15 protein-coding genes are annotated in these 22,473 nt (G+C 70.3%); 10 read left to right on the top strand and 5 right to left on the bottom strand.

Features of this window, described 5'->3' with window-relative positions; all coding sequences use genetic code 11:
- Positions 1-10: 10 nt before the first annotated feature.
- The 4 genes from BLQ77_RS01385 to BLQ77_RS01400 form a co-directional block, all read right to left on the bottom strand.
- Positions 11-1,000 (bottom strand): beta/alpha barrel domain-containing protein, encoded by a 990-nt coding sequence (locus tag BLQ77_RS01385; RefSeq protein ID WP_165616999.1) that lies wholly within the window; start codon positions 998-1,000, stop codon positions 11-13.
- A 150-nt stretch (positions 1,001-1,150) separates the two neighbouring features.
- Positions 1,151-2,029 carry a transglutaminase family protein gene (locus BLQ77_RS01390; RefSeq protein WP_089954487.1) on the bottom strand — a complete coding sequence of 293 codons (879 nt, stop codon included), beginning with the start codon at positions 2,027-2,029 and terminating at the stop codon, positions 1,151-1,153.
- A gap of 18 nt (positions 2,030-2,047) precedes the next feature.
- Positions 2,048-4,453: a circularly permuted type 2 ATP-grasp protein gene (locus BLQ77_RS01395; RefSeq protein ID WP_089954488.1), complete on the bottom strand. Its 2,406-nt coding sequence runs from the start codon at positions 4,451-4,453 to the stop codon at positions 2,048-2,050.
- 27 nt (positions 4,454-4,480) lie between these two features.
- On the bottom strand, positions 4,481-7,912 hold the full coding sequence (locus BLQ77_RS01400; RefSeq protein WP_089954490.1) for a transglutaminase family protein: 3,432 nt from the start codon (positions 7,910-7,912) through the stop codon (positions 4,481-4,483).
- Positions 7,913-8,206: 294 nt separating this feature from the next.
- On the opposite strand from BLQ77_RS01400, the gene BLQ77_RS01405 reads away from it, so the two are divergent.
- The 3 genes from BLQ77_RS01405 (at position 8,207) to pepT (ending at position 11,970) form a co-directional block, all read left to right on the top strand.
- Positions 8,207-9,163 (top strand): helix-turn-helix domain-containing protein, encoded by a 957-nt coding sequence (locus BLQ77_RS01405; protein ID WP_207545800.1) that lies wholly within the window; start codon positions 8,207-8,209, stop codon positions 9,161-9,163.
- A gap of 287 nt (positions 9,164-9,450) precedes the next feature.
- Complete coding sequence (locus BLQ77_RS01410; protein ID WP_089954491.1) at positions 9,451-10,653, top strand: MFS transporter; 1,203 nt, start codon at positions 9,451-9,453, stop codon at positions 10,651-10,653.
- 72 nt (positions 10,654-10,725) lie between these two features.
- Complete coding sequence (gene pepT / locus BLQ77_RS01415; RefSeq protein ID WP_089954494.1) at positions 10,726-11,970, top strand: peptidase T; 1,245 nt, start codon at positions 10,726-10,728, stop codon at positions 11,968-11,970.
- Positions 11,971-12,009: 39 nt separating this feature from the next.
- Here pepT and BLQ77_RS01420 read toward each other — a convergent pair whose 3' ends face one another.
- A complete protein-coding gene (locus tag BLQ77_RS01420; RefSeq protein ID WP_089954496.1) occupies positions 12,010-13,269 on the bottom strand; it encodes an Hsp70 family protein in 1,260 nt (419 codons plus the stop codon).
- A 230-nt stretch (positions 13,270-13,499) separates the two neighbouring features.
- On the opposite strand from BLQ77_RS01420, the gene BLQ77_RS01425 reads away from it, so the two are divergent.
- From BLQ77_RS01425 to BLQ77_RS01455, 7 genes are read left to right on the top strand one after another with little or no spacing between them, the layout of a single operon-like run.
- On the top strand, positions 13,500-15,296 hold the full coding sequence (locus BLQ77_RS01425; RefSeq protein ID WP_089954499.1) for a peroxidase family protein: 1,797 nt from the start codon (positions 13,500-13,502) through the stop codon (positions 15,294-15,296).
- The gene (locus tag BLQ77_RS01430) at positions 15,293-16,138 is read left to right on the top strand and encodes a hypothetical protein (RefSeq protein ID WP_089954502.1); all 846 of its coding nucleotides are present in this window, start codon (positions 15,293-15,295) and stop codon (positions 16,136-16,138) included. The genes BLQ77_RS01425 and BLQ77_RS01430 overlap by 4 nt, the downstream gene beginning before the upstream one ends.
- Entirely contained in the window at positions 16,135-17,469 is a 1,335-nt protein-coding gene (locus tag BLQ77_RS01435; RefSeq protein WP_089954846.1) for an NADH:flavin oxidoreductase, read from the top strand. The genes BLQ77_RS01430 and BLQ77_RS01435 overlap by 4 nt, the downstream gene beginning before the upstream one ends.
- Positions 17,466-18,965 carry a c-type cytochrome gene (locus BLQ77_RS01440; RefSeq protein WP_089954505.1) on the top strand — a complete coding sequence of 500 codons (1,500 nt, stop codon included), beginning with the start codon at positions 17,466-17,468 and terminating at the stop codon, positions 18,963-18,965. Before BLQ77_RS01435 ends, BLQ77_RS01440 begins: the two co-directional genes overlap by 4 nt.
- A 10-nt stretch (positions 18,966-18,975) precedes the next feature.
- Positions 18,976-19,395, top strand: a complete 420-nt coding sequence (locus tag BLQ77_RS28630; RefSeq protein WP_165617000.1) for a hypothetical protein — start codon at positions 18,976-18,978, stop codon at positions 19,393-19,395.
- 31 nt (positions 19,396-19,426) lie between these two features.
- The gene (locus BLQ77_RS01450) at positions 19,427-21,463 is read left to right on the top strand and encodes a helix-hairpin-helix domain-containing protein (protein WP_089954507.1); all 2,037 of its coding nucleotides are present in this window, start codon (positions 19,427-19,429) and stop codon (positions 21,461-21,463) included.
- Positions 21,463-22,329 carry an alpha/beta fold hydrolase gene (locus tag BLQ77_RS01455; RefSeq protein ID WP_089954510.1) on the top strand — a complete coding sequence of 289 codons (867 nt, stop codon included), beginning with the start codon at positions 21,463-21,465 and terminating at the stop codon, positions 22,327-22,329. Before BLQ77_RS01450 ends, BLQ77_RS01455 begins: the two co-directional genes overlap by 1 nt.
- The last annotated feature ends 144 nt before the right edge of the window (positions 22,330-22,473 follow it).

Raw genomic sequence — 22,473 nt, forward strand, 5'->3', positions numbered from 1 at the left:
CCCGGTCGGGTCAGGCGGCGCGGTCGGTGTGAGCCTTGAGCAGCGGGCAGGTCAGTTCCGCGTCGTCCTGCAGCGCGCGGTTCGGGGTCAGCCCCTCGCGCCGCAGGTCGTCGTGGTAGGCCTTGACCGCCTCGAACGAGGACATGCCCTCGCGCACGATCCGGCGCATGGCGGCGAGCATCAGCACCGGATCCTCGCAGACAAAGCTCTCGCGGCTAAAACTGGCGAGCCGCGCGCCATGCTTCTCGGCCTGCGCGAGACGTTCGAGGCAATCGCGGGTGGTGCCGCCCGCGCAGCTGGTGATGCCGACCACGAGCTTGGCGGGATGCCAGTTCGCGAGCTCCTCCATGGAGGCGGGGCCGTGGTAGTCGACCTCGATGAACACCGGTCGCTCGCGTCGCGCGATCCCCGCGAGGCTGCGGATCAGGATGTCGTTGCGATAGGCGGCGTAGTCGACATCGCCGGTATCGATGCGGAACGACGGATCGGAGAGCTGCAGGAAATGCCGGATCCCCACCCGGTTGGCGAGGTCGCGGAAGTCGGAATAGGCCTGCAGCGTGGCATGGTCCTGCACCGGGTCGTTGTAGAAGGTCAGCCCGTAGAGCCCAAGGTTCGACACCGGCTTCACCGCGTCGAGCCGGGACGAGCGGAAGGGCAGCGCCGGATAGGCCGGATAGGCGCCGCCGCGAACGCGCCAGCGGTCGGTCGGATCGTTGAGCCGCACCGCCGGCGTCACGCTCGAATGGCTGTAGGCGCCGCTTTCGGCCAGCATCTCGGCGGTGGAGAGCGACGTCAGCACGACGTCGGCCTGATCGCTTTCGATGACCCGCTTCACGTCGGCGCGGTAGGCGGCGAGCGGCCTTGGCCTGCCCTGCGCATCGACGCCCGTCGCCGAGCAGCCGCGCAGCAGGTCCGCGTCCTTGCCGAAGGTCATGATGAAATCACGTGGGCCGTAGTTGCCCGAGGTGATGTTGGCCAGTTTCTCGTCGATCCGTCTCATGCCACGCCACCTTGCCGCGCCCTGCCCGGAACCGGGCCCCGCCCCGCAGGCGTCATGCCCGCGAAGCGCGCGACAGGATCCCGCCGTCAGCGGCAGCGCGTCGCGCAGGCGCATTTTAGGGTCAGAGACCTTTAGCGAAGGTAAACCTGTTCAGACCGGGATCACGTCGACCTGGTGCGTGGTCTCGTGCGAGCCCTCCGAACGCAGAGAGCCCTTGGCCGGTGCCACGTCGGAATAGTCCCGGCCGATGGCGACGGTCACGTGGTCGGTGCCGGCACGGATGGCGTTGGTGGGGTCGAACTCGACCCAGCCGACCTCGCCGCCGACCCAGGCCCGGACCCAGGCGTGCATGGCGTCCGCGCCTTCGAGCCGCGCCTGCCCTTCGGGCGGGATGGTGCGCAGGAAGCCCGAGACATAACCCGCAGGGATCCCCAGGGACCGCAGCGCGGTGATCATCACGTGGCTGATGTCCTGGCAGACGCCGCGGCGGGCCCGGAACGCCTCGATCGGGGTGGTGGTGACTTCGGTGGCTTCGGGGTCGAAGTCGAAGGCCTCGTTGAGCGCGAGACTCACCGCGTCCGCCGCCGCCAGCGTGGACATGCCCCTCTCGATGCAGTCGCGGGCAAAGGCGGCGATCTCGGGCTCGTGGCGCAGCCGGGGCGAGGCGCCGAGGAAATGGTGCGGGCTGTCGGCGGCGATGCTCTGGATCTGCACGACCTCGGCGGCAAGCGCGCCGAGCCCGCAGGACAGATCCAGCCCTCCGGCGGGCCGGTGCCGCCGCACCCGCCCCTCGAAGCGGAAGTCGATCTCGGAGAGACGCCGCTCGTGCGCCACCTCGGTGACCGGGTTGCCGAAGAAGTCGAGGTCGTCGAGCCGGTAGTCCGGCGCCGGATCGGTGGTCACCACACCGTAGAGCAGCTGCTGGTCCGGAAGGTTGCGCGGCAGCATCCGCAGCAGCGCCCGGTGCGCCGCGGCCGGGCTGTCGTAGACATAGCTGATCTTGAGCTTGATGTCGTAGGTCTGGCTCATGTCGGGCTCATACGCGGCTCAGCTCAGGTACTGCGCGGTCAGCGCCTCGGAGATCGCCCCGAGCTCGCGCCGCAGGCGGGTCAGGCGGCGGGTGTAGATCAGTTCGGGCGTGGCGACGGCGAGCGAGGTCTGCAGCGTCAGGATGCGCCGCGACGCCTCGCCCATCTGGGTGAGGCCGGCCATCTCGGCGAGCTTCTCTTCCTCTTCGCGCAGCCGGTCGAGCTGGAACAGGATCGAGCGCGGGTTGTCGCGGTCGAGCGCCAGCAGGTCGATCACCGTGTTGCGGTTGCTCTCGACCGAGTAGCGGCGGCGGTGGGTCATCACGCTGTCGCCGATCTCGACCGAGACGTCGAAGCCGCCGTCGCTGGCCTCGGGGTCGGCGAAGACCGAGAGCACTGCCGCCATGTGGTCGGCGCGCTCGAGCGCCCGGCCCATGGTCAGGAAGCGCCAGCCGAGGAAGCGGAACATGTTGTCGTGCACGAGGCCCGCGAAGCCGGCGGTCTTGCGCAGCAGCACGCTCATGGCGCGGGCGGCGTCGTCGCCCTGCTGGACCTTGGTAGCGAGCTCGTGGGCGGATTCCGAGAGGTCGTTGAGCGCGTTCCAGCCATCCGTGGAGAAGCGGTCGCGCACCTTGCCGGCGCAATGCAGCGCGGCGTCGAACTGGTGCAGAAGCGTGGGCGGCACTGCGGCATCGGGGTCGAGCCCGTAGCCCTCGAGGAACACGCTCAGCGCATCCACCAGCGGCACGGCACGGCGGCCGTGCTCTTCGAGCCGCAGGTGGTAGGCGCGCAGCACCCGCACGTTGCCCTCGGCGCGCTCGACGTAGCGGCCGAGCCAGAACATGTTGTCGGCGGCGCGCGCGGGCAGCAGCCCCGGCATCCGCCGCAGGAAGGGACCGGTGTCGGTCTGGGTCAGCGTGTCGCGCGCCACCGGCTCGTCCGCCATCACCCAGACGTCGGCCACCGAGCCGCCGGCCTGCATCGCAAGCGCCGTGGGATCGCCGCTCTGGCCGATGCGGGCGTAGCCGCCGGGCATCACCGTCCAGCCCTCGGGCGTGCGGGTGGCGAAGACCCGCACCACCATCGGGCGCGGCGTCAGCCTGCCATGCGACATCGCGGGCGTGGTCGAGAGCGTCACTGCCTCCTGCCCGACCAGCGAGGCGCCCTCGCGGCCGATCCAGTCGGAGACCGGAGCCTGCGCGGTGCCGCGGAAACGCCCGCCCAGCGCGGTGGTGGCGTCGATGTCGAAGGGCAGCTTGGTCGACAGCGCCGGGCCGATCATCATGCGCTCGAGGTTCTCGAGCACGTAGGCGCGCTCGGCCGGCTGGCCGCACCACCACGTGGCGATGTTGGGAAGCTTCAGCGGCTCGCCCATCAGGTGGCGGCAGATGCGCGGCAGGAAGGCCATCAGCGCCCGTGCCTCGAGCACGCCGGAGCCAAGGCAGTTGACCATGTCGACCGCCCCGGAGCGCAGCGCCGAGACCATGCCGGGGGTGCCCAGCGCCGAGGTCTCGTCAAGCTCCAGCGGATCGGCGAAGCGCGAGTCGAGGCGCCGCCAGAGCACCGAGACCGGCTCGGGCCCGTTGATCGTGCGCACGGTGAGACGTCCGTCGCGCACCGTCAGGTCCTCGCATTCCAGCAGCAGGAAGCCGAGGTAGCGGGCGATGTAGGCGTGCTCGTAATAGGTGTCGGTGTGCTGGCCCGGGGTCAGGATCGCGACCCGTCCGCCGTGGTCCCCGCGCATGCCGTTCATCGCGTCGCGGAAGCCGCGGAAGAAGCCGGCGAGCCGCTCGACATTGCTCCTGGGGAAGACGTCGTGGAACACCCGGCTCGTGGCCATGCGGTTTTCCAGCGCGAAACCGGCCCCCGAGGGCGCCTGCGTGCGGTCGCCCAGAACGAACCACGTGCCATCGGGCGAGCGGCCGATCTCGAAGGCGAGGAAATGCAGGAAGTTGCCCGAGCGCGGCCGCATGCCCACCATCGGGCGCAGCCATTCCGGGTTCTGCGCGATCAGGTCCGCCGGCAGGAAGCCGTCGCGCACGAGGTCGCCGCGGCCATAGAGGTCGGCCATGACGCGCTCGAGCAGCTCGGCGCGCTGCACGATGCCCTCGGCAAGGCCATCCCATTCGGAGCGGTCGATGATCACCGGCAGGTGGCTCAGCGGCCAGTCGCGCACGGTGGAATCGTCGCCGGAGTATTGCCGGAAGTAGACCCCGGTGTCGTGCAGGTACTGGTCGCCGCGGGCGAAGGCGCGGGCGAGCTTCTCGGTGCTCTGCCCGGCAAGGTAGCGCATCAGCGGCGCCCACACGGGCCGCAGGGACCCGTCGGGACGCTTCAGTTCGTCGGCCACGCCCTCGAGCGGGGCGTAGCCGGCGAGAAACCGCGTCAGCGCATCGGGCGCGATGGTCTTCGCCTTGTCGTCCACACTCTCTCCGACATCAGGAACACGACATCAAAGCCCGGTCATCCTCCGCAGATCCAGCGTCATCGGAAACTCGGGATGCGGCTGCTCGGGAAGGGGCCAGTAAGACCCCGGCGTATGACCCATCTTCTCGAATCGCGCAAGACGGCGCGCATCGGCCTCGTTGGTGTTGACCGGGAAGGTGTCGTAGTTGCGCCCGCCCGGATGCGCCACGTGATAGGTGCAGCCGCCGAGCGCCCGCCCGGTCCAGGTGTCGAAGATGTCGAACACAAGCGGCGCGTTCACCGGCAGCGTCGGGTGCAGCGCCTCGGCCGGCTGCCACGCCTTGAAACGCACCCCACCCACCGAGACACCGCTGGCGTTGGTCGCGGTCAGCGGCACCGGTCGGCGGTTGCAGGTGACGATGTAGCGCTCGGGGTCCATGGCGGTCAGCTGCACCTGCATGCGCTCGACCGAGCTGTCGGTATAGCGCACGGTGCCGCCGATGGCGCCGCGCTCGCCCAGCACATGCCAGGGCTCGAGCGCCTGGTTGAGCTGAAGATGCACACCCTCGTAGTCGACCTCGCCCGCGAAGGGGAAGCGGAACTCCTTCTGCGCCTCGTACCAGTCGCTGCGGAAGTCGAAGCCATGGCTGCGCAGGTCGCGCAGCACCTCGAGGAAGTCCTCCCACACGAAGTAGGGCAGCATGAAGCGGTCGTGCAGCGTGGTGCCCCAGCGCACCGGGCGGCCCTGCACCGGCGACTTCCAGAACCGCGCCAGCAGCGCCCGGATCAGCACCTGCTGGGCAAGGCTCATCTTGGCGTCGGGCGGCATCTCGAAGCCGCGGAACTCGACCAGACCGAGCCGCCCGGTGGGACCGTCGGGCGAGAACAGCTTGTCGATGCAGATCTCCGCCCGGTGGGTGTTGCCGGTGACGTCGATCAGCATGTTGCGCAGCAGCCGGTCGGTGAGCCACGGCTGCGGCGGCTCGCCCTGCCCCGGCGCCGGGAAATGCGAGAGCGCGATCTCGAGCTCGTAGAGGCTGTCGTGCCGGGCCTCGTCGATGCGCGGCGCCTGCGAGGTCGGGCCGATGAAGAGCCCCGAGAACAGGTAGCTGAGCGACGGGTGCCGCAGCCAGTAGAGGATCAGCGAGCGCATCAGGTCGGGGCGCCGCAGGAACGGGCTGTCGAGCGTCGTTGCCCCGCCCACCACCACGTGGTTGCCGCCGCCGGTGCCGGTGTGCTTGCCGTCGATCATGAACTTGTCGGTGCCGAGGCGGCTCTGCCGGGCCTCCTCGTAGACCGCCGCAGTGATCGACTTGCAGTCCTCCCAGCTGTGGGCCGGGTGCACGTTCACCTCGATCACGCCCGGATCGGGCGCCACGCGGATCACGTTCATGCGGCTGTCGTGCGGCGGCGTGTAGCCCTCGATGTGGATCGGCAGGCCGAGCTCTTCGGCGGTTTCCTCGGCGGTGGCGAGCAGCTCGAGATAGTCCTCGAGATCCTCGACCGGCGGCATGAAGAGGCAGAGCCGCCCGTCGCGCGGCTCGATGGCGATGGCGGTGCGGACCTGACCGCCCGCCGGATCGACGCCCTGCTCCATGACCTTCTGTCGGTGCCCGGCGTCGCGCGCCTCGCTCACCGGCTGGGCATGGCCCGGCGTGACCTCGGGCAGCATCTCGGCCTGTTCGCGGGCGATCTGCGCCTCTTCGCGGGCGATCTTCTCAAGCTCGTCCATCAGCAGCCGGCGCTTCTCGGCGCGGTCGGCGTGGAAGTCGGGCAGCGCCTGCACCGGGACCGAGGGATCCGTCGGGTAGACATAGGGATAGGCCGAGGGCGGGATGTAGGGCAGCGAGCCCAACGGCAGGCGGAAGCCCACCGGGCTGTCGCCGGGGATCAGAAACAGATGACCGCGCCGGGTCTTCCAGTGCTCGGAGCGCCAGCGCATCGAGGGCGTATGCTTGCTCTGCCACATGCGCTGGAGCGGCAGCACGAAGCCCGCCGCGGTATCCAGCCCGCGCGAGAACACCCGTGCGATGCGGGCGCGGGCCTCGGGGTCCTTGAGCTTGTTGTCCTCGGGGGTGACGTTCGACGGCAGGTCCGCCTCCTTGAGGATCCAGTCGACCGGATCCTCGAAAGTCGGGTGCACGTAATCCGCGCCGAGCCCGAGGTTCTCGGCGAAGGTCGACAGGAAGCGGTCGGCCTGCTCGGCATCGGCGCCATGCGCGCCCTCCTTCGCCACGAGGTCCGAGTTCTTCCAGATCGGCAGCCCGTCGCGGCGCCAGTAGAGCGAGAAGGTCCACCGCGGCAGGGTCTCGCCCGGGTACCACTTGCCCTGTCCGTAATGCAGAAAACCGCCCGGCGCGAAGCGGTCGCGCAAGCGCCGGATCAGCGTGTCGGCCCGGCTGCGCTTGGTCGGACCCACGGCGGCGGTGTTCCACTCGGCGCTCTCGAAATCGTCGATCGAGACGAAGGTGGGCTCACCGCCCATGGTGAGCCGCATGTCCTGCTCGGCGATGGTCGCGTCAACCTTGTGGCCGAGCGCGTCGAGCGCCTCCCACGCCTCGTCCGAGAACGGCTTGGTGATGCGCGGATGCTCGGCGGTGCGTGTCACCGTCATGTCGAAGTCGAAAGACACGTGCGGGTTGCCCGCCGCCGAGAAGCCGCCGGTAATCGGGGCGGCGGTGCGGTAATGCGGCGTGGCAGCCAGCGGGATATGGCTCTCGCCGGTCAGCAGGCCAGACGTCGGGTCGAGCCCGATCCAGCCGGCACCGGGCAGGAAGACCTCGCACCAGGCGTGCAGGTCGGTGAAGTCGTGATCGGTGCCCGAGGGCCCGTCGAGCGCCTGCAGGTCGGGCTTGAGCTGAATCAGGTAGCCCGAGCAGAACCGCGCCGCGAAACCGAGATTGCGCAGGATCTGCACCAGCAGCCACGAGGTGTCCCGGCACGAGCCGCGCTTGTGCTGCAGAGTCTCTTCGGGGGTCTGCACGCCGGGCTCCATCCGCACGATGTAGTCGATGTGCTTCTGGAGCTTCATGTTGATGTCGACGAGGAAATCGACGGTGCCGGTCGTCTCGCGCGGGATGCCTTCCATGTAGGCGGCAAGATGCGGGCCCATCGGCTCGGGCTCGCGGTAGATCAGCAGGTCGTCGCGGAATTCCTCGGGATACTCGAACGGCCACTCCTGCCCCTCTTCGTCCACGAAGAAGTCGAAGGGGTTGTAGACCGTCATGTCGGCGACGAGATCGACCTCGATCTTGAACTCCGTCACCGGCTCGGGGAACACGTAGCGCGCCAGCCAGTTGCCGTAGGGGTCCTGCTGGTGATTCACGAAGTGCCCCTCGGGCGACACCTTGAGCGAGTGTGAGATCACCCGGGTCCGCGAATGCGGCGCCGGGCGCAGCCGGATCAGCTGGGGCCCAAGCGTGACCGGACGATCATACTTGTAATGGGTCAGGTGATGGATGCTTGCCGTGATCGCCATGAATGATGTCCGCACAGTGAGAAATTGGGGCTCTTGCCGTCACTTGAGCCCGGAAGCCATGGACTTGTAAAGTCCGGGACACCGAACTCGCGCGCCGAGGGCGCGTCAGGGCCGCCGCAATGCCAAGCGCTTGCGCAGCCACCGGCCTGCAGGGCGCCCGCCTCGTCCATTGGTCGCATAGTCGCCGGCGTCCGCACGGTTGTAGGGTGTCCGGATCAGGACCAAAGGCACCCTTGCCCGGATGGCGGCACCCGGTCCGTGACCCCACATCGACCCATATCGAGGAGAGCGCCGATGACACCCGCCGCCCACCACATCGACAAGGTCATGCGCACGGCCTCCAGCGACGCCGCCGCCGCGCGGTCCTCCCTCGCCGCCTCGTGGCGGCGCTCGCTGGAGCACTACGGGCTGGACCCGGCGCAGCGCAGCGCCGGCGCACGACTGGACGGCACCGCGCTGCGGCACGGGCGCGACCGGCTGGGCGCGCTGCTCGCCATCGCCGTGCCGAAGCTCGACCAGCTCTTCGGGCTGGTCGGCGGTTCGGGCTGCGGCGTGCTGCTGACGGATGAGCACGGCATCGTGCTCGACCAGCGCCGCAACGACGCGGATGCGGCGGCCTTCGGCGACTGGGGCCTCGTGCCCGGTGCCGACTGGAGCGAGGCCGCCGAGGGCACCAACGGCATCGGCACCTGCCTTGCCGACCGGCGCCGGGTGACGATCCACCGCGGCGACCACTTCCTTGCCCGCAACATCGGCATGAGCTGCATCGACGCGCCGATCTTCGGTCCCGACGGCGGCGTCGCCGCGGCGCTCGACGTCTCGTCCGCCCGCACCGACCAGACCGAGGGGCTGAACCGGCTGATCGCCGCAACCGTCTCGCAGACCGCCCGCGCCATCGAGGCCGATTTCTTCCGCGCCAGCTTTCCCGGCGCCCGCATCGTGGTCGGCGGCAGCGACGACATGGAGGCCTCGGCCCTGCTCGCCATCGACGCCGACGACCTTGTGGTCGGCGCGACCCGCGCCGCCCGCAAGGCCTTCGGGCTCGAGGCCAGGGGCGCGCTGAAACCGCTGCCCGCCGCCGATCTCTTCGGCCGCGACGATGGCCCGGGCGGCTTCGAACGGGCCGAGCGGGCGGCGCTGGTGCGGGCGCTGGCCCGTGCCGACGGCAACGCCAGCCAGGCAGCGCGGGCGCTCGGGATCGGGCGCGCGACGCTCTACCGCCGGATGAAGCGGCTGGGGCTCGGCGCCTGACCATTCGCCGGACCTGAGACGCAGCCCCACCGGCGGAGCGCCCGACAAAGCGGCACCGCCGGTGTTTTCGCGTCCCGAACCGCCCGTTCCGGCGTGCATGTCCCCGCGCCCGCCGCTACCGTCCGCCCGATCCCGGGGGCGCGCCCGCCGCCGCCCGCGACAGCGTTCCGGCCCGAGCCGCGGCCATCTCGCCCCGCGGCGGGCCCCGTCCGGACGCGCATGAAGACCTCCGCGGGCCGGACGCAGCCCCCGAGCTGCCTTCGCACGTTCAAGACAGGAAGACCTGCATGACCACGACCGAGCAGACGACCGAAAGCGTCCGCGGCGCGCTGCCCTTTGCCACCGCCGCCTTCGCCTTCCTCGTCACCATGATGGGCACCACCATGCCCACGCCGATCTACGCCTTCTACATGCAGGCCTACGGACTGTCGCAGCTCTGGGTGACGGTGATCTACGCGATCTATGCGGGCGGCGTGGTGGCGGCGCTGCTGATCACCGGCACGTGGTCCGACCAGATCGGGCGCAAGCCGCCGCTCTTCGCGGGCCTCGCCTTCGCGCTGGCCAGCAGCCTGCTCTTTGCCGTCTCGCACGGGCTCGGCCCGATCCTGCTGGCGCGGCTCCTGTCCGGGCTATCGGCCGGGATCTTCGCCAGCACCGCCACGGCGATGATCATGGACCTCGTGCCGCTGGGGCGCGAGAAGCTCGGCGTGCTGACCGCCACCGCGGCGAACATGGGCGGGCTCGGGCTGGGGCCGATGCTCGCGGGCGTGGTGGCGAACGGCGCGGCGGCACCGATGGTGACGCCCTACCTCATCCACGTCGCCCTGCTTTGCATCGCGGGCCTGCTGCTCGTGACCGTGCCGGAATCCGTCGCTCGGGTCGCCCGCCCGGACCTGTCGCCGCAGCGCCCCGCCCTCCCGCGCGAGGTGGTGCCGGCCTTCATCCCCGCCGCCCTTCTGGCGCTGGCGGCGTTCATGGTGGCGGGGTTCTACTCGGCGGTGGTGCCGGGCTTCCTGTCGAAGGTCATGGGCCTGCACAGCCCCGCGCTCATCGGCGTGCTCACCGGGTTCTTCTTCATCTGCTCGACGCTGGGACAGGCCCTGGCAACGCACCTGCCCGCCCGCGGCCAGCTCGGCCAGTCCTGCGCCATGCTCATCGTCGGCGTCGGCACAGTCGCGGTGGCCTTCCAGGGCGAGTGGCTGGCGCTGCTGACGCTGGGCACGCTGATCACCGGCATGGGCCACGGCTTCGTCTTCCGCAGCGGGCTCGGCGCTCTTGGACAGGCCGCTCCGGCGCACCGGCGGGGCGGGGTCATCGCGCTCTATTTCGTCGTCTGCTACCTCGCCATCTCGGTGCCGGTGATCGGCGTGGGCCTGCTGAGCGCGGCCCTGCCCCTGAAGCCCGTCAGCGTGGGCTTCGCGGCGCTGTCTGTCGCGTTCAGCTTCGCCGCGCTGCTCTGGCTGCGGCGCGGTGCGGTCGCGAGGCCGTGACCCCAGGTCGTTTCCCATCCGCTTGACTTCCCCCACGAGCGCCGCCCTTCTCGGCGGCGAAAGGCAGGACCCATGACACACACATTCGATCAGGAACTCGAGGACCGCCTCGTCCGCTACGCCGCCATCGACAGCCAGAGCGACGCGGATTCGCCCAGCTCGCCCAGCACCGAGATCCAGTTCGGCATGCTGCGCCTGCTGGAGCAGGAGCTTGGCGAGATCGGCGCCAAGGACGTGCAGGTCACCGAGTACGGCGCCGTGCTCGCCACCATCCCCGGCACCACCGAAGGGCCGACCGTCGGCCTGCTCGCCCATGTCGACACCGCGCCGCAGTTCAACGCCACGGGCGTGAAGCCGAGGGTCGTGAAGGGCTACAACGGCGGCGAGATCACCTACCCCGACGACCCCGCGCTGGTGCTGTCGCCCGAGGAATACCCCTATCTCGCCGAGAAGCGCGGCCATGACATCGTCACCGCCTCGGGCACCACGCTGCTCGGCGCCGACGACAAGGCCGGGGTCGCGATCATCATGACGGCGGCGCGCCACCTGCTCGCCAACCCCGGGATCCCGCACGGGCCGGTGCGCATCGCCTTCACCCCCGACGAGGAGATCGGCCGCGGCGTCGATCCGAAGCTGCCCGCCGATCTCGGCGCGGATTTCGCCTACACCTTCGACGGCGGCCGCGTCGGCGAGATCGAGTACGAGACCTTCTCGGCCGATGGTGCCGAGGTGCGGATCACCGGCGTTTCGATCCACCCGGGCTTTGCCAAGGGCAAGATGGTCAACGCCATCCACCTCGCCTCGCGCATCGTCGAGATCCTGCCGCAGGCGACCATGACGCCCGAGGTGACCGACGGGCTCGAGGGCTTCGTGCACGCAACCGAAATGACCGGTGGCTCGTCCGAGATGAAGATCAAGTTCATCATCCGCGACTTCGAACGCGAGGGCCTCGCGGCCAAGGGCGAGATGCTGCGGCAGGTCTGTGCCGCGGTGCAGGCCACCGAGCCGCGCGCCACGATCACCTGCGAGATCCGCCCGCAGTACCGCAACATGCGCTACTGGCTCGAAGAGGACATGACGCCGGTGGACCTCGCCCGCGACGCCTGCCGCGATCTGGGTCTCGAGCCGGTCTCCGTCCCGATCCGCGGCGGCACCGACGGCTCGCGCCTGACCGAGATGGGGGTGCCGACGCCGAACCTCTTCACCGGCATGCAGAACATCCACGGTCCGCTGGAATGGATCTCGGTGCAGGACATGGCAAAAGCCACCGACCTGTGCCTGACCCTGCTCGGCAAGGCCGCCACGGCGCGTCGCTGACCTCCCCCCCTCGCGCGGCGGATCGCGGCGCGGGGGCCCTTAGCGGGCCGCAGCTGTCGCCGGGGACCCGCCCGCGGCGATGGCCAGCCCGTCGACGATGGCGGTGAAGGCATTCTCGGTGCGGATCGCGGCGCCGGGGAAACGTGCGCGCATCTCGTCGCCCACAAAGCGCATCAGGCTCGAGCCGCCGACCAGCACCACGTCCTCGACCTGCGCAGGCGTCAGCCCCGCCAGCGTCATCGTCTCGGCCGCCGCCTCGCCCAGCGCGGTGCGGTGGCTTGCAAGCGCCTGCCCGAGATCCTCCTGCGTCAGCCCGGCCGACAGACCCATTTCCACCACGTCGAGCAGGATGCGCCCCGCCGGTCCCTGACCGTTGGCGGCGATCTTGCCGCGTTCCACGGCAAAGGCGATCTGGTGGCCGGTCTCGTGCTCGAGCACCGAGCGGAACCGCTCGAGCCGCTCGGGCTCGACCGCCATGCGCGCCATGTCGGCGGCCAGTCGGCGCGTCTCGGGCGCGTAGAGGAACGGGATCTTGGCCCAGCTCGCGAGATCGACGAAGGGCGCGCGCGGGACCGGCAGGCGCCCATCGCCCATTTCGCGGCGCAGCTCGCCGCCCAGCCCCAGCAAGGGCATCACATGCGCCAGCGACAGCGCCTGGTCGAAATCCGTGCCGCCCAGCCGGATGCCGTGGCTGGCAAGGATCTCGACCCGCCCACCCTCGGCCCGGAACAGCGAGAAATCCGACGTGCCGCCGCCGATGTCGACGATCAGCCCGACCCGGCCCGAGGGCCCCGACCTGTGGCTGGCGATGGCCGCGGCCTCGGGCTCGGCGAGGAACTCCACCGCCTCGAACCCGGCGGCGAGATAGCAGGCCCGCAGGTCCGCCTCGGCCTGCGCGTCCTTCTCCGGATCGGCGGTGTGGAAATGCACCGGCCGCCCGGAGAGCGCGCGGCGCAGGGTCAGCCCGGTCGCCGCCTCGGAGCGCACGCGCAGCTCGGCAAGAAAGGCCGCGATGATGTCCGCAAGGGTCTGGCGCCTGCCGCCGATCAGCCGCTTTTCGTGCAGGAGCGGCAGGCCGAGGACGCTCTTGAGGGCGCGCATGTAGCGCCCCTCCTCGCCCGAGATCAGCGCCTCGCCGGCCGAGGCCCCGATGCGCATCCGGTTGCTGCCCTCGGGGAAGAACACCGCCGTCGGCAGCGTGTCGTTGCCCCGTTCCAGCGGCACGCGGTAGACGCCGGCGCCGTGCGGCAGAGCCACCGCCGAGTTCGATGTGCCGAAGTCTATCGCTAGCGTGATCATGCCGGACCGCCCTGTTCGAGAAAGCCGCCGTGATAGGCAAGCGCCGCCACGCTGGCAAGGCGTTTACCCCTGTCTCGACCCCGGCTTGGCTCCAACCTGACCCGGGCATCGCCGGGCCGCCGCGGGCCCGCGCGACCGCGCCAACGGTTCGGGTGACGGCGAGCTTTGGAGACTCACCCAGAACGTGTTAGGGTGTGGTATTTTTCGCGCCCATATTGATCGGAAGCGACATGTCATTGCTCGGAACGCTCGCCCGCGCGACGGAATCCCGCCGTGTCTGGTTCAAATTCCCCTTCGTGCCCGCGATCATGATCATTCTCGGCCACCGCGAGAACCTGCGGCAGGGCAACCTCATCGACCTCGAGACCAAACCGCCCACGCCCAAGCCGGTTGACGACCCGGTGAACTTCCGCACCGCCGATGGCAGCTACAACGACCTCGGCGCGCCCTGGATGGGCATGGCCGGCACGCGCTTCGGTCGCAACGTGAAGCCCGAGGCGGCGTTCGGCGAGACCGGCGAGGCGCTGCGGACCCCCTCTCCCCGTCTGGTGTCGAACCGGCTTCTGGCGCGCGGCGACTTTACCCCGGTGCCGCATCTCAACGTACTGGCGGCGGCGTGGATCCAGTTCATGGTGCACGACTGGCTGTCGCACGGGTCGAACGACAAGGACCGGCTGCACGACATCCCGCTCCCCGAGGGCGACGACTGGGACGGCCCGATGAAGGTGCCCGCCACCACGCTCTCGCCCGCCGGAGACGGCGACGCCGGGCGCCCCCCCGCCTACACCAATGCCGAGACCCACTGGTGGGACGCCAGCCAGATCTACGGCTCGAGCGCCGAGCGGCTGGCCATGGTGCGCACCGGCTCGGGCACCGAGGTTCGGTCCGACGGCACGCTGGCGCTGGACGAGCGCGGCCTGCTGCCCATCGACAGCCCCTCGGGCGTGGCCGACCTCGAGCTGAGCGGTGTCAACGGCAACTGGTGGATCGGGCTTTCGGTGCTGCACACGCTCTTCGTGCGCGAGCACAATGCCGTGGTGGCGCGACTCAGGGTCGATTATCCGACCGCCTCCGGGGAATGGCTCTTCGGCAAGGCGCGGCTCGTGGTTTCGGCGCTGCTGGCCAAGATCCACACGGTGGAATGGACGCCCGCGCTGATGGACAGCCCGGTCGGACGCATGGCCATGCGGGGCAACTTCTGGGGCCTGATCGGCGAGCGTGCCACCGTCGCCAACGGGCGTTTCTCGGAAAGCGAGGTGGTCAACGGCATCCCCGGCTCGCCCGCCGATCACCACGGTGCGCCCTATGCGATGACCGAGGAATTCGCCGCGGTCTACAGGCTGCACTCGCTGATGCCCGACGACTACGATTTCCGCCGCGCCGCCGATGACAGCCCGGTCTTGAAGACCGACCTTGCCGGCGTCAGCCACGGTGCCGCGCACCGGCTCTACCGCGAACTCGGGTTCGACGACGTGCTCTACTCGCTCTGCACCGAGCACCCGGGCGCGCTGGTGCTGCACAACTTTCCCAGGGGCCTGCGCAACCTGCACCGCGAGAACGGCCGGATGGTCGACCTTGCCGCCATCGACATCCTGCGCGACCGCGAGCGCGGTGTGCCGCGCTTTGCCGAGTTCCGGCGGCAGATCGGCATGTCCGTGCCGCAGACCTTCGGGGACATCACCTCGAACCCCGAATGGGCGGCGGAACTGCGCGACGTCTACGGCACCGTCGACAAGGTCGACCTGCTGGTCGGCACGCTGGCGGAATCGCAGTCCGCCCGAGGCCAGCCGCCGCGCTTCGGCTTCTCGGACACCGCCTTCCGCATCTTCATCCTGATGGCCTCGCGCCGGCTCAAGTCCGACCGTTTCTTCACCGAGGATTTCCGCCCCGAGATCTACACCGACGCGGGCTACCAGTGGGTCCTGCGCAACTCGATGCGCAGCGTGGTCGAACGCCACTGCCCCGGCCTGGCCCATGCCTTCGGCGACGCCCGCAACATGTTCTTTCCCTGGACGCGCGCGTCATGAGGGTGCCCGGGCTCATCGACATCGTCACCGTGCGCGACCCCGCCGCGCTGCGGGCGATGGCGGCGGACCCGAGGCTCGACCGGCCGCAGACCGGGCGCGGACCGCTTCTCAACCGGCTGATCGCGCGGCTCGCCCGCGACACGCTCAAGGCCGACAATCACCTTCTGCCGAGCGGCCGCGCCCATGGCGACCACCGCCGCCACGACCTGCGCGCGGCGCTTTCGGCCCGGCTCACGGCACCGGGGCTGGAGGCGGCGCTGGACGGGCCGGTGCGCGACGCCGCAGTCTACGTGGCGGGCGGCGCGGGCGATCCGCTGCGGCTGGCGCAGGGGCTGCTGGGCCCGGTGCTGATCGACGGCTTCACCCCCAGCGACGACACCGTCGCGGCAGCAGCCACCATCGGCAGGCCGCTGAGCGGCGGCACGGGGCAGCAGGTGCTCGACTGGCTCACCGGGCGCTCGCGGCGGGCCCGCAAGCTGCTTTACGGTGCGGCCAACGGCGACCTGAACGCGGTGCACGCCATCGGCATCGCGTCGCAGAACCTTGCCGCCAGCCTCGATGCGATGCGCGCTGCCGGGGCTGCCACCCCCGCCGCCAAGATGCTTGCCCATGCCATGATCGCGCCCAAGAGGGTCCTGCGGCAGGGCACCGCCCCCGCGGAAACGCTGGGCGGGCCGGTGCGCGCCGGCACGCTGGTGCTGCTCTCGGTCGAGGATGCCACGAGGCGCACGCTCGACCCGCGCGTCGCCTTCCTGCGCGATGCCTGGAGCGGCTGCCCGGCGCATGGCTTCGTGCCCGCGCTCCTGCGGCGGATATGGACCGAGGCCGGGGGCGCGTCATGACCAAAGACGATCCGATCTTCGAGCCGCTGACCTTCCGCAGCCTCACGGTCAAGAACCGAATCTTCCGCTCGAACATCTCGGGCCGCTTCGACAACGAGGACGGCTCGCTCACCCAGACCCGGATCAACTGGGAATGCCGCTTCGCCGCCGGCGGGGCGGGCGCGGTGATCTCGTCCTATGTGCCGGTGCGCATGGACGGGCGCATCATCGCGGGCTACGCCACCATCCATCGCGACGACTTCATCCCCGCCTGGGCCAAGCTCGGCGAGGCGGTGCGGGCCCACGGCGCGCGCTACATCCTCCAGCTCAGCCATTCCGGCCGGCAGATGGACCTGCCGGGCGTGCACAACATGCAACGGGCGTCGCCCTCGCCCACCTCGGCGCCCGAGACCCTGCACGGCTTTCTCACGCAGGCGATGTCCACCGGGCAGGTCCGGCAGATGGTGCGCGATTTCGCCCGCGCCGCGTGGCGCGCCCGCGAGGCCGGACTCGACGGCATCGAGTTGCACGCCGCCAACGGCTATCTCTTCACCCAGTTCCTGAGCTCGGCCATCAACGACCGCAAGGACGCCTACGGCGGCGGGCTGCGCAATCGCGCCCGCTTTCTGCTCGAGGTCATCGCCGCGATCCGCGAGACCGTCGGCCGCGAGTTCCACCTGCAGGTCAAGCTCTCGGCCACCGACCACAACAACGTCATCCCGTGGGAGGGCCGCGGCAACACCGTCGCCGACACCATCAAGGTGGCGCAATGGTGCGAGGCCATGGGCGCCGATGCCCTGCACATCTCGACCGGCTCGCTCTTTCCGCACCCGCTGAACCCGCCGGGGGACCTGCCGCTCGACCTGCTTGCGATCGCCTACGACGCGATGATCTCGAGCGGCATCCACGGCTTCCGCAACTTCCTGCTGTTCCGCTATCCGGCGCTGCGGCCGATCTTCCGCTGGATCTGGTTCCGCATGAAGGCGGGCCGCCCGGTGCAGGGCGTCGGGCTCGACGAGGCACGGATGATCCGCGAGGCAGTGACGATCCCGGTGATCTCGACCGGCGGCTGGCAGAGCGCCACCGCGATTCGCGATGCCCTGACCAAGGTCGACGCGGTGTCGATCGCCCGCTCGCTCGTCGCCAACCCCGATTTGCCGCAGCACTGGGCCGCCGGAAACGACCTGCCGCCCCGCCCCTGCACCTATTGCAACAAGTGCCTCGTCGGGGCGCCCAAGCTGCCGATGGGCTGCCACGAGCTGTCGCGCTTCCCCTCGCGCGAGTCGATGATCGACCAGCTGATGGAGGTCTACGCCACCAAGCCCGTCCTCCGCATCCCGGAGGCGCGATGACCTATCACAGCGCCGTCGAAGCCGAACTCGCCCGCCGCCGCCGTCTCTGGCGGCCCCTGCTGGTGCTTGTGCTGATCGTATTGCTGGCGGTGGTGGTGCTGGGCATCGCGGTGGTGCTGCGCGTGCTGCCCTCGGGCACGCCCCATTACCGCTCGGAGGATGCGCATTTCCGCCATGGCTCGATCGGGGCCGAGCCAGAGTCCGGCATCCCCTACAAGGTCTGGATGGCGCTGCCCGAGCTCTTCCCCGAGCGCTTCGCGCCGCAGGGCGACTACTCGGCCTTTGGCTTCCTCTATGACGGTGAGACGCTTCCGGTGGGCATCTCGCGCCGCACCGTGAGCGGCGTCGAGCTGGTCTGGTTCAACTGCGCCGTCTGCCACACCGGCACCGTGCGCGCCAACGCCGAGGCCGCGCCCGAGCTGATCTCGGGGATGCCCGCGCAGCAGCTCGACCTGCATGGCTTCACCCGCTTCATCCTCGACGCCGCCACCGATCCGCGGGTCTCGCCCGAGAGCCTGCGCGCCGCAATGCGCGACAGCGGCAACGCGCTCGGCCCAGTCGAGGCCCTGATCTGGCGCTTCGCCGTCTTCCCGCGGCTGCGCGAGGGCATGATCGACCGCGCCGCACGGCTGTCGCCGCTGCTCGACCGCCAGCCCGCGTGGGGGCCGGGCCGGGTCGACACGTTCAACCCCTACAAGGTGCTGGCCTTCCGCCAGCACGCACGCGAGCTGACCGAGGGCGAGGTGGTCGGCGCCTCGGACTTCCCGTCGATCTTCCTGCAGGGCCCGCGCGAGGGGATGCAGCTGCACTGGGACGGCAACAACACCAGCCTCGCCGAGCGCAACCTCTCGGCGGCGCTCGGGGCCGGGGTCACGCCCGCCACCGCCGATCATCCGGCCATCGAGCGCATCGCCCGCTGGCTGCGCGAGCTGCCTCCACCGCCAAGCCCGCACCGCCCCGACCCCGCCGCCGTGGACCGGGGCCGCGCGGTCTATGCCCGCGACTGCGCCGGATGCCACGGCCGGCAGGGCGACGACGGCTATGTCTTCGAGGGCGCCCGGCTGGGCACCGTCGAGCCGCTCGCCAACGTGGGCACCGACCGCGCGAGGCTCGACAGCTACACCCAGAGCTTCCGGGATGCGCAGGTGCGCGAACTTTTCAAAGGCACGCCCCACGCGTTCCGCAACTTCACCAAGACCGACGGCTACGCCAACGCGCCGCTCGACGGGCTCTGGCTGCGCGGGCCCTACCTGCACAACGGCTCGGTGCCGACGCTGGCCGACCTGCTGGCCCCTCCCGAGGCGCGCCCGCCCCGCTTCCGCCGGGGCGGCGACGTCATCGACCCGCAGGGCGGCTTCGTCTCGCCCCCCTGCGATGGCGGGCCCGGCTGCTTCGACACCGCCCTGCGCGGCAATTCCAACGCCGGGCATCTCTGGGGGACGGGGCTGCCCGTCCCCGAGAAATCCGACCTTCTCGCCTATCTTCTGACCTTCTGAGGAGCCCGCCATGAGCACCCTATCCATCGGCTGGACACAGGCAGACGCCCATCGGTCCCTGACCCGCTTCCGCCGGCTGCTGGCGGTGAACCTCGCCCTGCAATCGCTGGTCGCCCTGCTCTGCGTCCTCGCCCCCTCCTGCGGCGCCTGGATCACCGGCATCGAGCCGTCGCTGGCGCGGCCGCTGCTGCCGGTCTGGGGCGGGCTGGTGCTGCTGGTCTCGGCGCTGCAGGTGCTGGCATGGCTCGACCCGGTCCGGCAGCGGTTCCAGGTGGCGATCGCGCTGGCGGGGCGGGTGCTGATGGCGCTGATCTACCTCTGCCTCGGCTGGCAGTTCTGGCGCTTCGCGATCTTCGACGCGGGCTTCGCGCTGGCGCTGGGGATGCTTTTCCACCGCGCCCTGATCGCCGAGATACAGACCCGGACCTGACCGCCGGGCCAAGCGAAGGAGGGCCAGCACAATGAACGGAACCCCCAACAAGCGCGCCGCCGTGGTGATCGGGGTCAGCACCTCTGCGGGCCTGACGCCACTCGTGTCGGCCCCGTCAAGCGCCAGCGAGATCGGCGACTGGCTGCGGCAGCTCGAGCCCGGCTACGACGTCACGGTCATCACCGACAAGGACGGCACCCCCGTCACCCGCAAGCAGATCTTCGACGCCGTCTCGCACTACCTGACGCCCACGCGCTACGAGATGCTGGTGATCTACTACATCGGTCACGGCCTCTTCCAGAACGCCAGCGACGTCTGGATGCTGAGCGGCGCCCCCGGAGATCCCGCGGAATGCGTGAACTTCGACGAGAGCCGGGATTCCGCCAAGTTCTGCGGGGTCAAGAACGTGGTCTTCGTCTCGGACGCGTGCCGCTCGCTGCCCGCCACGCTGGGGCAGGCGCGGCTGCAGCCGAGCAGCATCTTCCCCTTTCTCGACCGCTTCCCGCGCCCGACCGGCGAAATCGACTATTTCTGCGCCACCGCCGAGGGGCTCCCGGCCTACGAGGGCACCATCGAGGGCACGCGCCAGTCCTTCCTGACCCACGCCATCCGCGCCGCCTACCGCACGCCGCGCCCGAACATGCTGCGGGTGGTGGATTACGACGGCAAGGCCCGGCAGGTGGTGCCGAACCGGGCGCTCAAGGCCTTCCTGCGCGACACCATCACCGAGACGCTGAGCGACGTCGACTTCACCAAGATCCAGCCGGTGGAGGTCAACGTGGTCGCGGACGACGACGTGTTCATGGCGGTCCCCGATCCCGCGCCGCCCGTCCCGCCGACGCCCGAGGCGCCGCTGCCGCGCGGCACCCCGCAGCCGGCGGGAGCCGCGAAGCCCGATGGTCCGGCCCCCGCCGGCGTCGCACCGGGGCTCTTCCGCAGCCGCCCGAAGACGGTCGACGACCTGACCAAGATCCATGGCATCGGCAGGGTGATGCGCGACCGCCTGCAGGCGCTCGGCGTCTACCGCTTCGCGCAGATTGCCGAATGGGAGGCGCCCGAGATCGACTGGGTCGCCGCCCGGCTGCGCGGCTACCGCGGCCGGATCGACCTTGACGACTGGGTCGCACAGGCGCGCAACCTGACGGCAGCGCCCGCCGCCCCGCCCGAATACCGCGAGCCGCAAGAGATCGTGCGCCGCGCCCTCACCGGACAGCCGGTGGTGCCCGGGGCACCGATGGCCACGGCACTCTCGGAAGACATGCGCGCCCGGATGCCCGACGCAAGGGTGCAGAGCTTCGAGACCGAAACCGGCTTCACCCTCAGCGGCGCCAAGATCCGCAAGGTCGCGGTGTCGCAGCACCCGATGGGCGGGGGCCGTGCCGAACGCGCCCCCGAGAAGGTCTCGGGCACGGATCTCGGCGTGATCCGGGTCTATCCCAACGGCCCCGCCGGTCAGATCGCCATCCGCCTCGCCGACGGGCGCTGCCTGCTGGTGCCGTTCCTGCAAGGCTACATCGGCCACATTCACATGGAGCCCTCGGGCATGGCGGCGCTCTCCTACGTGCCCAGCATCTACTCCCCCCGCTCGGCACAGCTCGGCGGACAGCGCCCCGAGCTCGACACGCTGCGTGCCGCCGCGACGCTGGCGCTGGACGAGCGCCGCTTCGACGCGGGCGCGGCCGCCCGCGGAAACGGCCTTGCGAATGCGATCCGCACCGGCGGCATCATCGACCCGGTGCTCGGGCTTTACGCGGCCTACGCCTATTCCGACGCCAGCCAGGATGACCTAATCCCCGGGCTCTCGAGCGAGATCGTGGCCGACCTTGCCGCCGATCTCTTCGACGTGCGGCTTCTGTCGCATCGCAGGTGGACCGAGGCCGGGCTGCCGCCGGTGGTGCCCGCCTGCCCGCTGCTGACCCGCGGCTGGAACCTGCTGCCCTCGCGCGGCGCCACGCTGGCGCCCGCCCTGCAGGAGGCCGGTGCCCATCTGACCAACGCGCTCTGGACCACCTTCGGCCCCGAGGCCTCGGGGCCGATCTTCGACGCCATTCAGAAAGGAGAGATCTGATGAGGATCCTGTTCGTTCACGGCCGCGCGCAGGGCGGCAAGAGCTCGGCCTCGCTGCTGGCCGAATGGCGCAAGGCGCTGGACCGGGGGCTGGGCTCGGCGGCGCTGTCGCTACCGGGATCGGTGAGCTTCGACCAGCCGTTCTACGGCGACACGCTCGACGACTTCGTCACCCGCGCCAAACTGCCCTCGACGCAGGAGCTGGTGCAGATGGGCCCCGGGCAGGATCAGGGCTACGAGCTCTTCGCCCAGTCGGTGCTGCAGGAGATGAGCACCAGCGCCGAGATCTCCGAGACCGAGATCCGCCAGCAGATGCCCGAGGGCGAGCTGCAGGAAATGGGGCCGCAGAACTGGGAATGGGTGCAGGCGCTGGTGCAGGTCATCGACGGGCACTGGCCGGCGATCTCGGGCGTGACGATCGAGAAGTTCCTGACCGACGTCTACCTCTACCTCGACAAGCCCGCGGTGCGGAAGACGATCGACGGCATCGTCGAGGCGGCGCTGACCGACCAGCCGACGGTGGTGGTGGGCCACTCGCTGGGCAGCGTCGTGGCCTACAACGTGCTGGTGAAGCACGCCCCACGCATGAAGCTGGCGGGCTTCCTGACCATCGGCTCGCCGCTGGGGATCAAGGCGATCACCGCGCTTCTCGGGCTGCCGCGCAACCCCGCCGCCGGGCGCTGGGTGAACGCCTACGACAAGCGCGACATCGTGGCGCTGAACCCGCTGAACGCCAAGCACTTCCCAGTGGCGCCGCCGGTCTCGAACTTCTCCGGCGTGCGCAACCACACCGACAACCGCCACGGCATCGCGGGCTACCTCGACGATCCCACGGTGGCCAGGCAACTGGTGGCCTTCGCGACCTGACGGCCTGGGGCGCTGGCGTTCGGGCGATGGTTCCGACGGTCGGAGCCGGGCGGTCTGCCGCCCCTCCCAAAGCCCCGCGAGGGCCCCGCTCCGACGCCCCGCAACCTGACCGAAAACCGCCGCGAGGTCACCGCATTGCCGTTC

This window comes from Salipiger thiooxidans (assembly GCF_900102075.1).
GTDB classification, from domain to species: domain Bacteria; phylum Pseudomonadota; class Alphaproteobacteria; order Rhodobacterales; family Rhodobacteraceae; genus Salipiger; species Salipiger thiooxidans.

Coding starts and splice junctions, on each gene's coding strand:
- BLQ77_RS01405 (WP_207545800.1), top strand. CDS start 8,207: ATGACACCCGCCGCCCACCACATCGACAAGGTCATGCGCACGGCCTCC.
- BLQ77_RS01430 (WP_089954502.1), top strand. CDS start 15,293: ATGAGGGTGCCCGGGCTCATCGACATCGTCACCGTGCGCGACCCCGCC.
- BLQ77_RS01410 (WP_089954491.1), top strand. CDS start 9,451: ATGACCACGACCGAGCAGACGACCGAAAGCGTCCGCGGCGCGCTGCCC.
- BLQ77_RS01450 (WP_089954507.1), top strand. CDS start 19,427: ATGAACGGAACCCCCAACAAGCGCGCCGCCGTGGTGATCGGGGTCAGC.
- BLQ77_RS01400 (WP_089954490.1), bottom strand. CDS start 7,912: ATGGCGATCACGGCAAGCATCCATCACCTGACCCATTACAAGTATGAT.
- BLQ77_RS28630 (WP_165617000.1), top strand. CDS start 18,976: ATGAGCACCCTATCCATCGGCTGGACACAGGCAGACGCCCATCGGTCC.
- BLQ77_RS01390 (WP_089954487.1), bottom strand. CDS start 2,029: ATGAGCCAGACCTACGACATCAAGCTCAAGATCAGCTATGTCTACGAC.
- BLQ77_RS01435 (WP_089954846.1), top strand. CDS start 16,135: ATGACCAAAGACGATCCGATCTTCGAGCCGCTGACCTTCCGCAGCCTC.
- BLQ77_RS01425 (WP_089954499.1), top strand. CDS start 13,500: ATGTCATTGCTCGGAACGCTCGCCCGCGCGACGGAATCCCGCCGTGTC.
- BLQ77_RS01420 (WP_089954496.1), bottom strand. CDS start 13,269: ATGATCACGCTAGCGATAGACTTCGGCACATCGAACTCGGCGGTGGCT.
- BLQ77_RS01385 (WP_165616999.1), bottom strand. CDS start 1,000: ATGAGACGGATCGACGAGAAACTGGCCAACATCACCTCGGGCAACTAC.
- pepT (WP_089954494.1), top strand. CDS start 10,726: ATGACACACACATTCGATCAGGAACTCGAGGACCGCCTCGTCCGCTAC.
- BLQ77_RS01455 (WP_089954510.1), top strand. CDS start 21,463: ATGAGGATCCTGTTCGTTCACGGCCGCGCGCAGGGCGGCAAGAGCTCG.
- BLQ77_RS01440 (WP_089954505.1), top strand. CDS start 17,466: ATGACCTATCACAGCGCCGTCGAAGCCGAACTCGCCCGCCGCCGCCGT.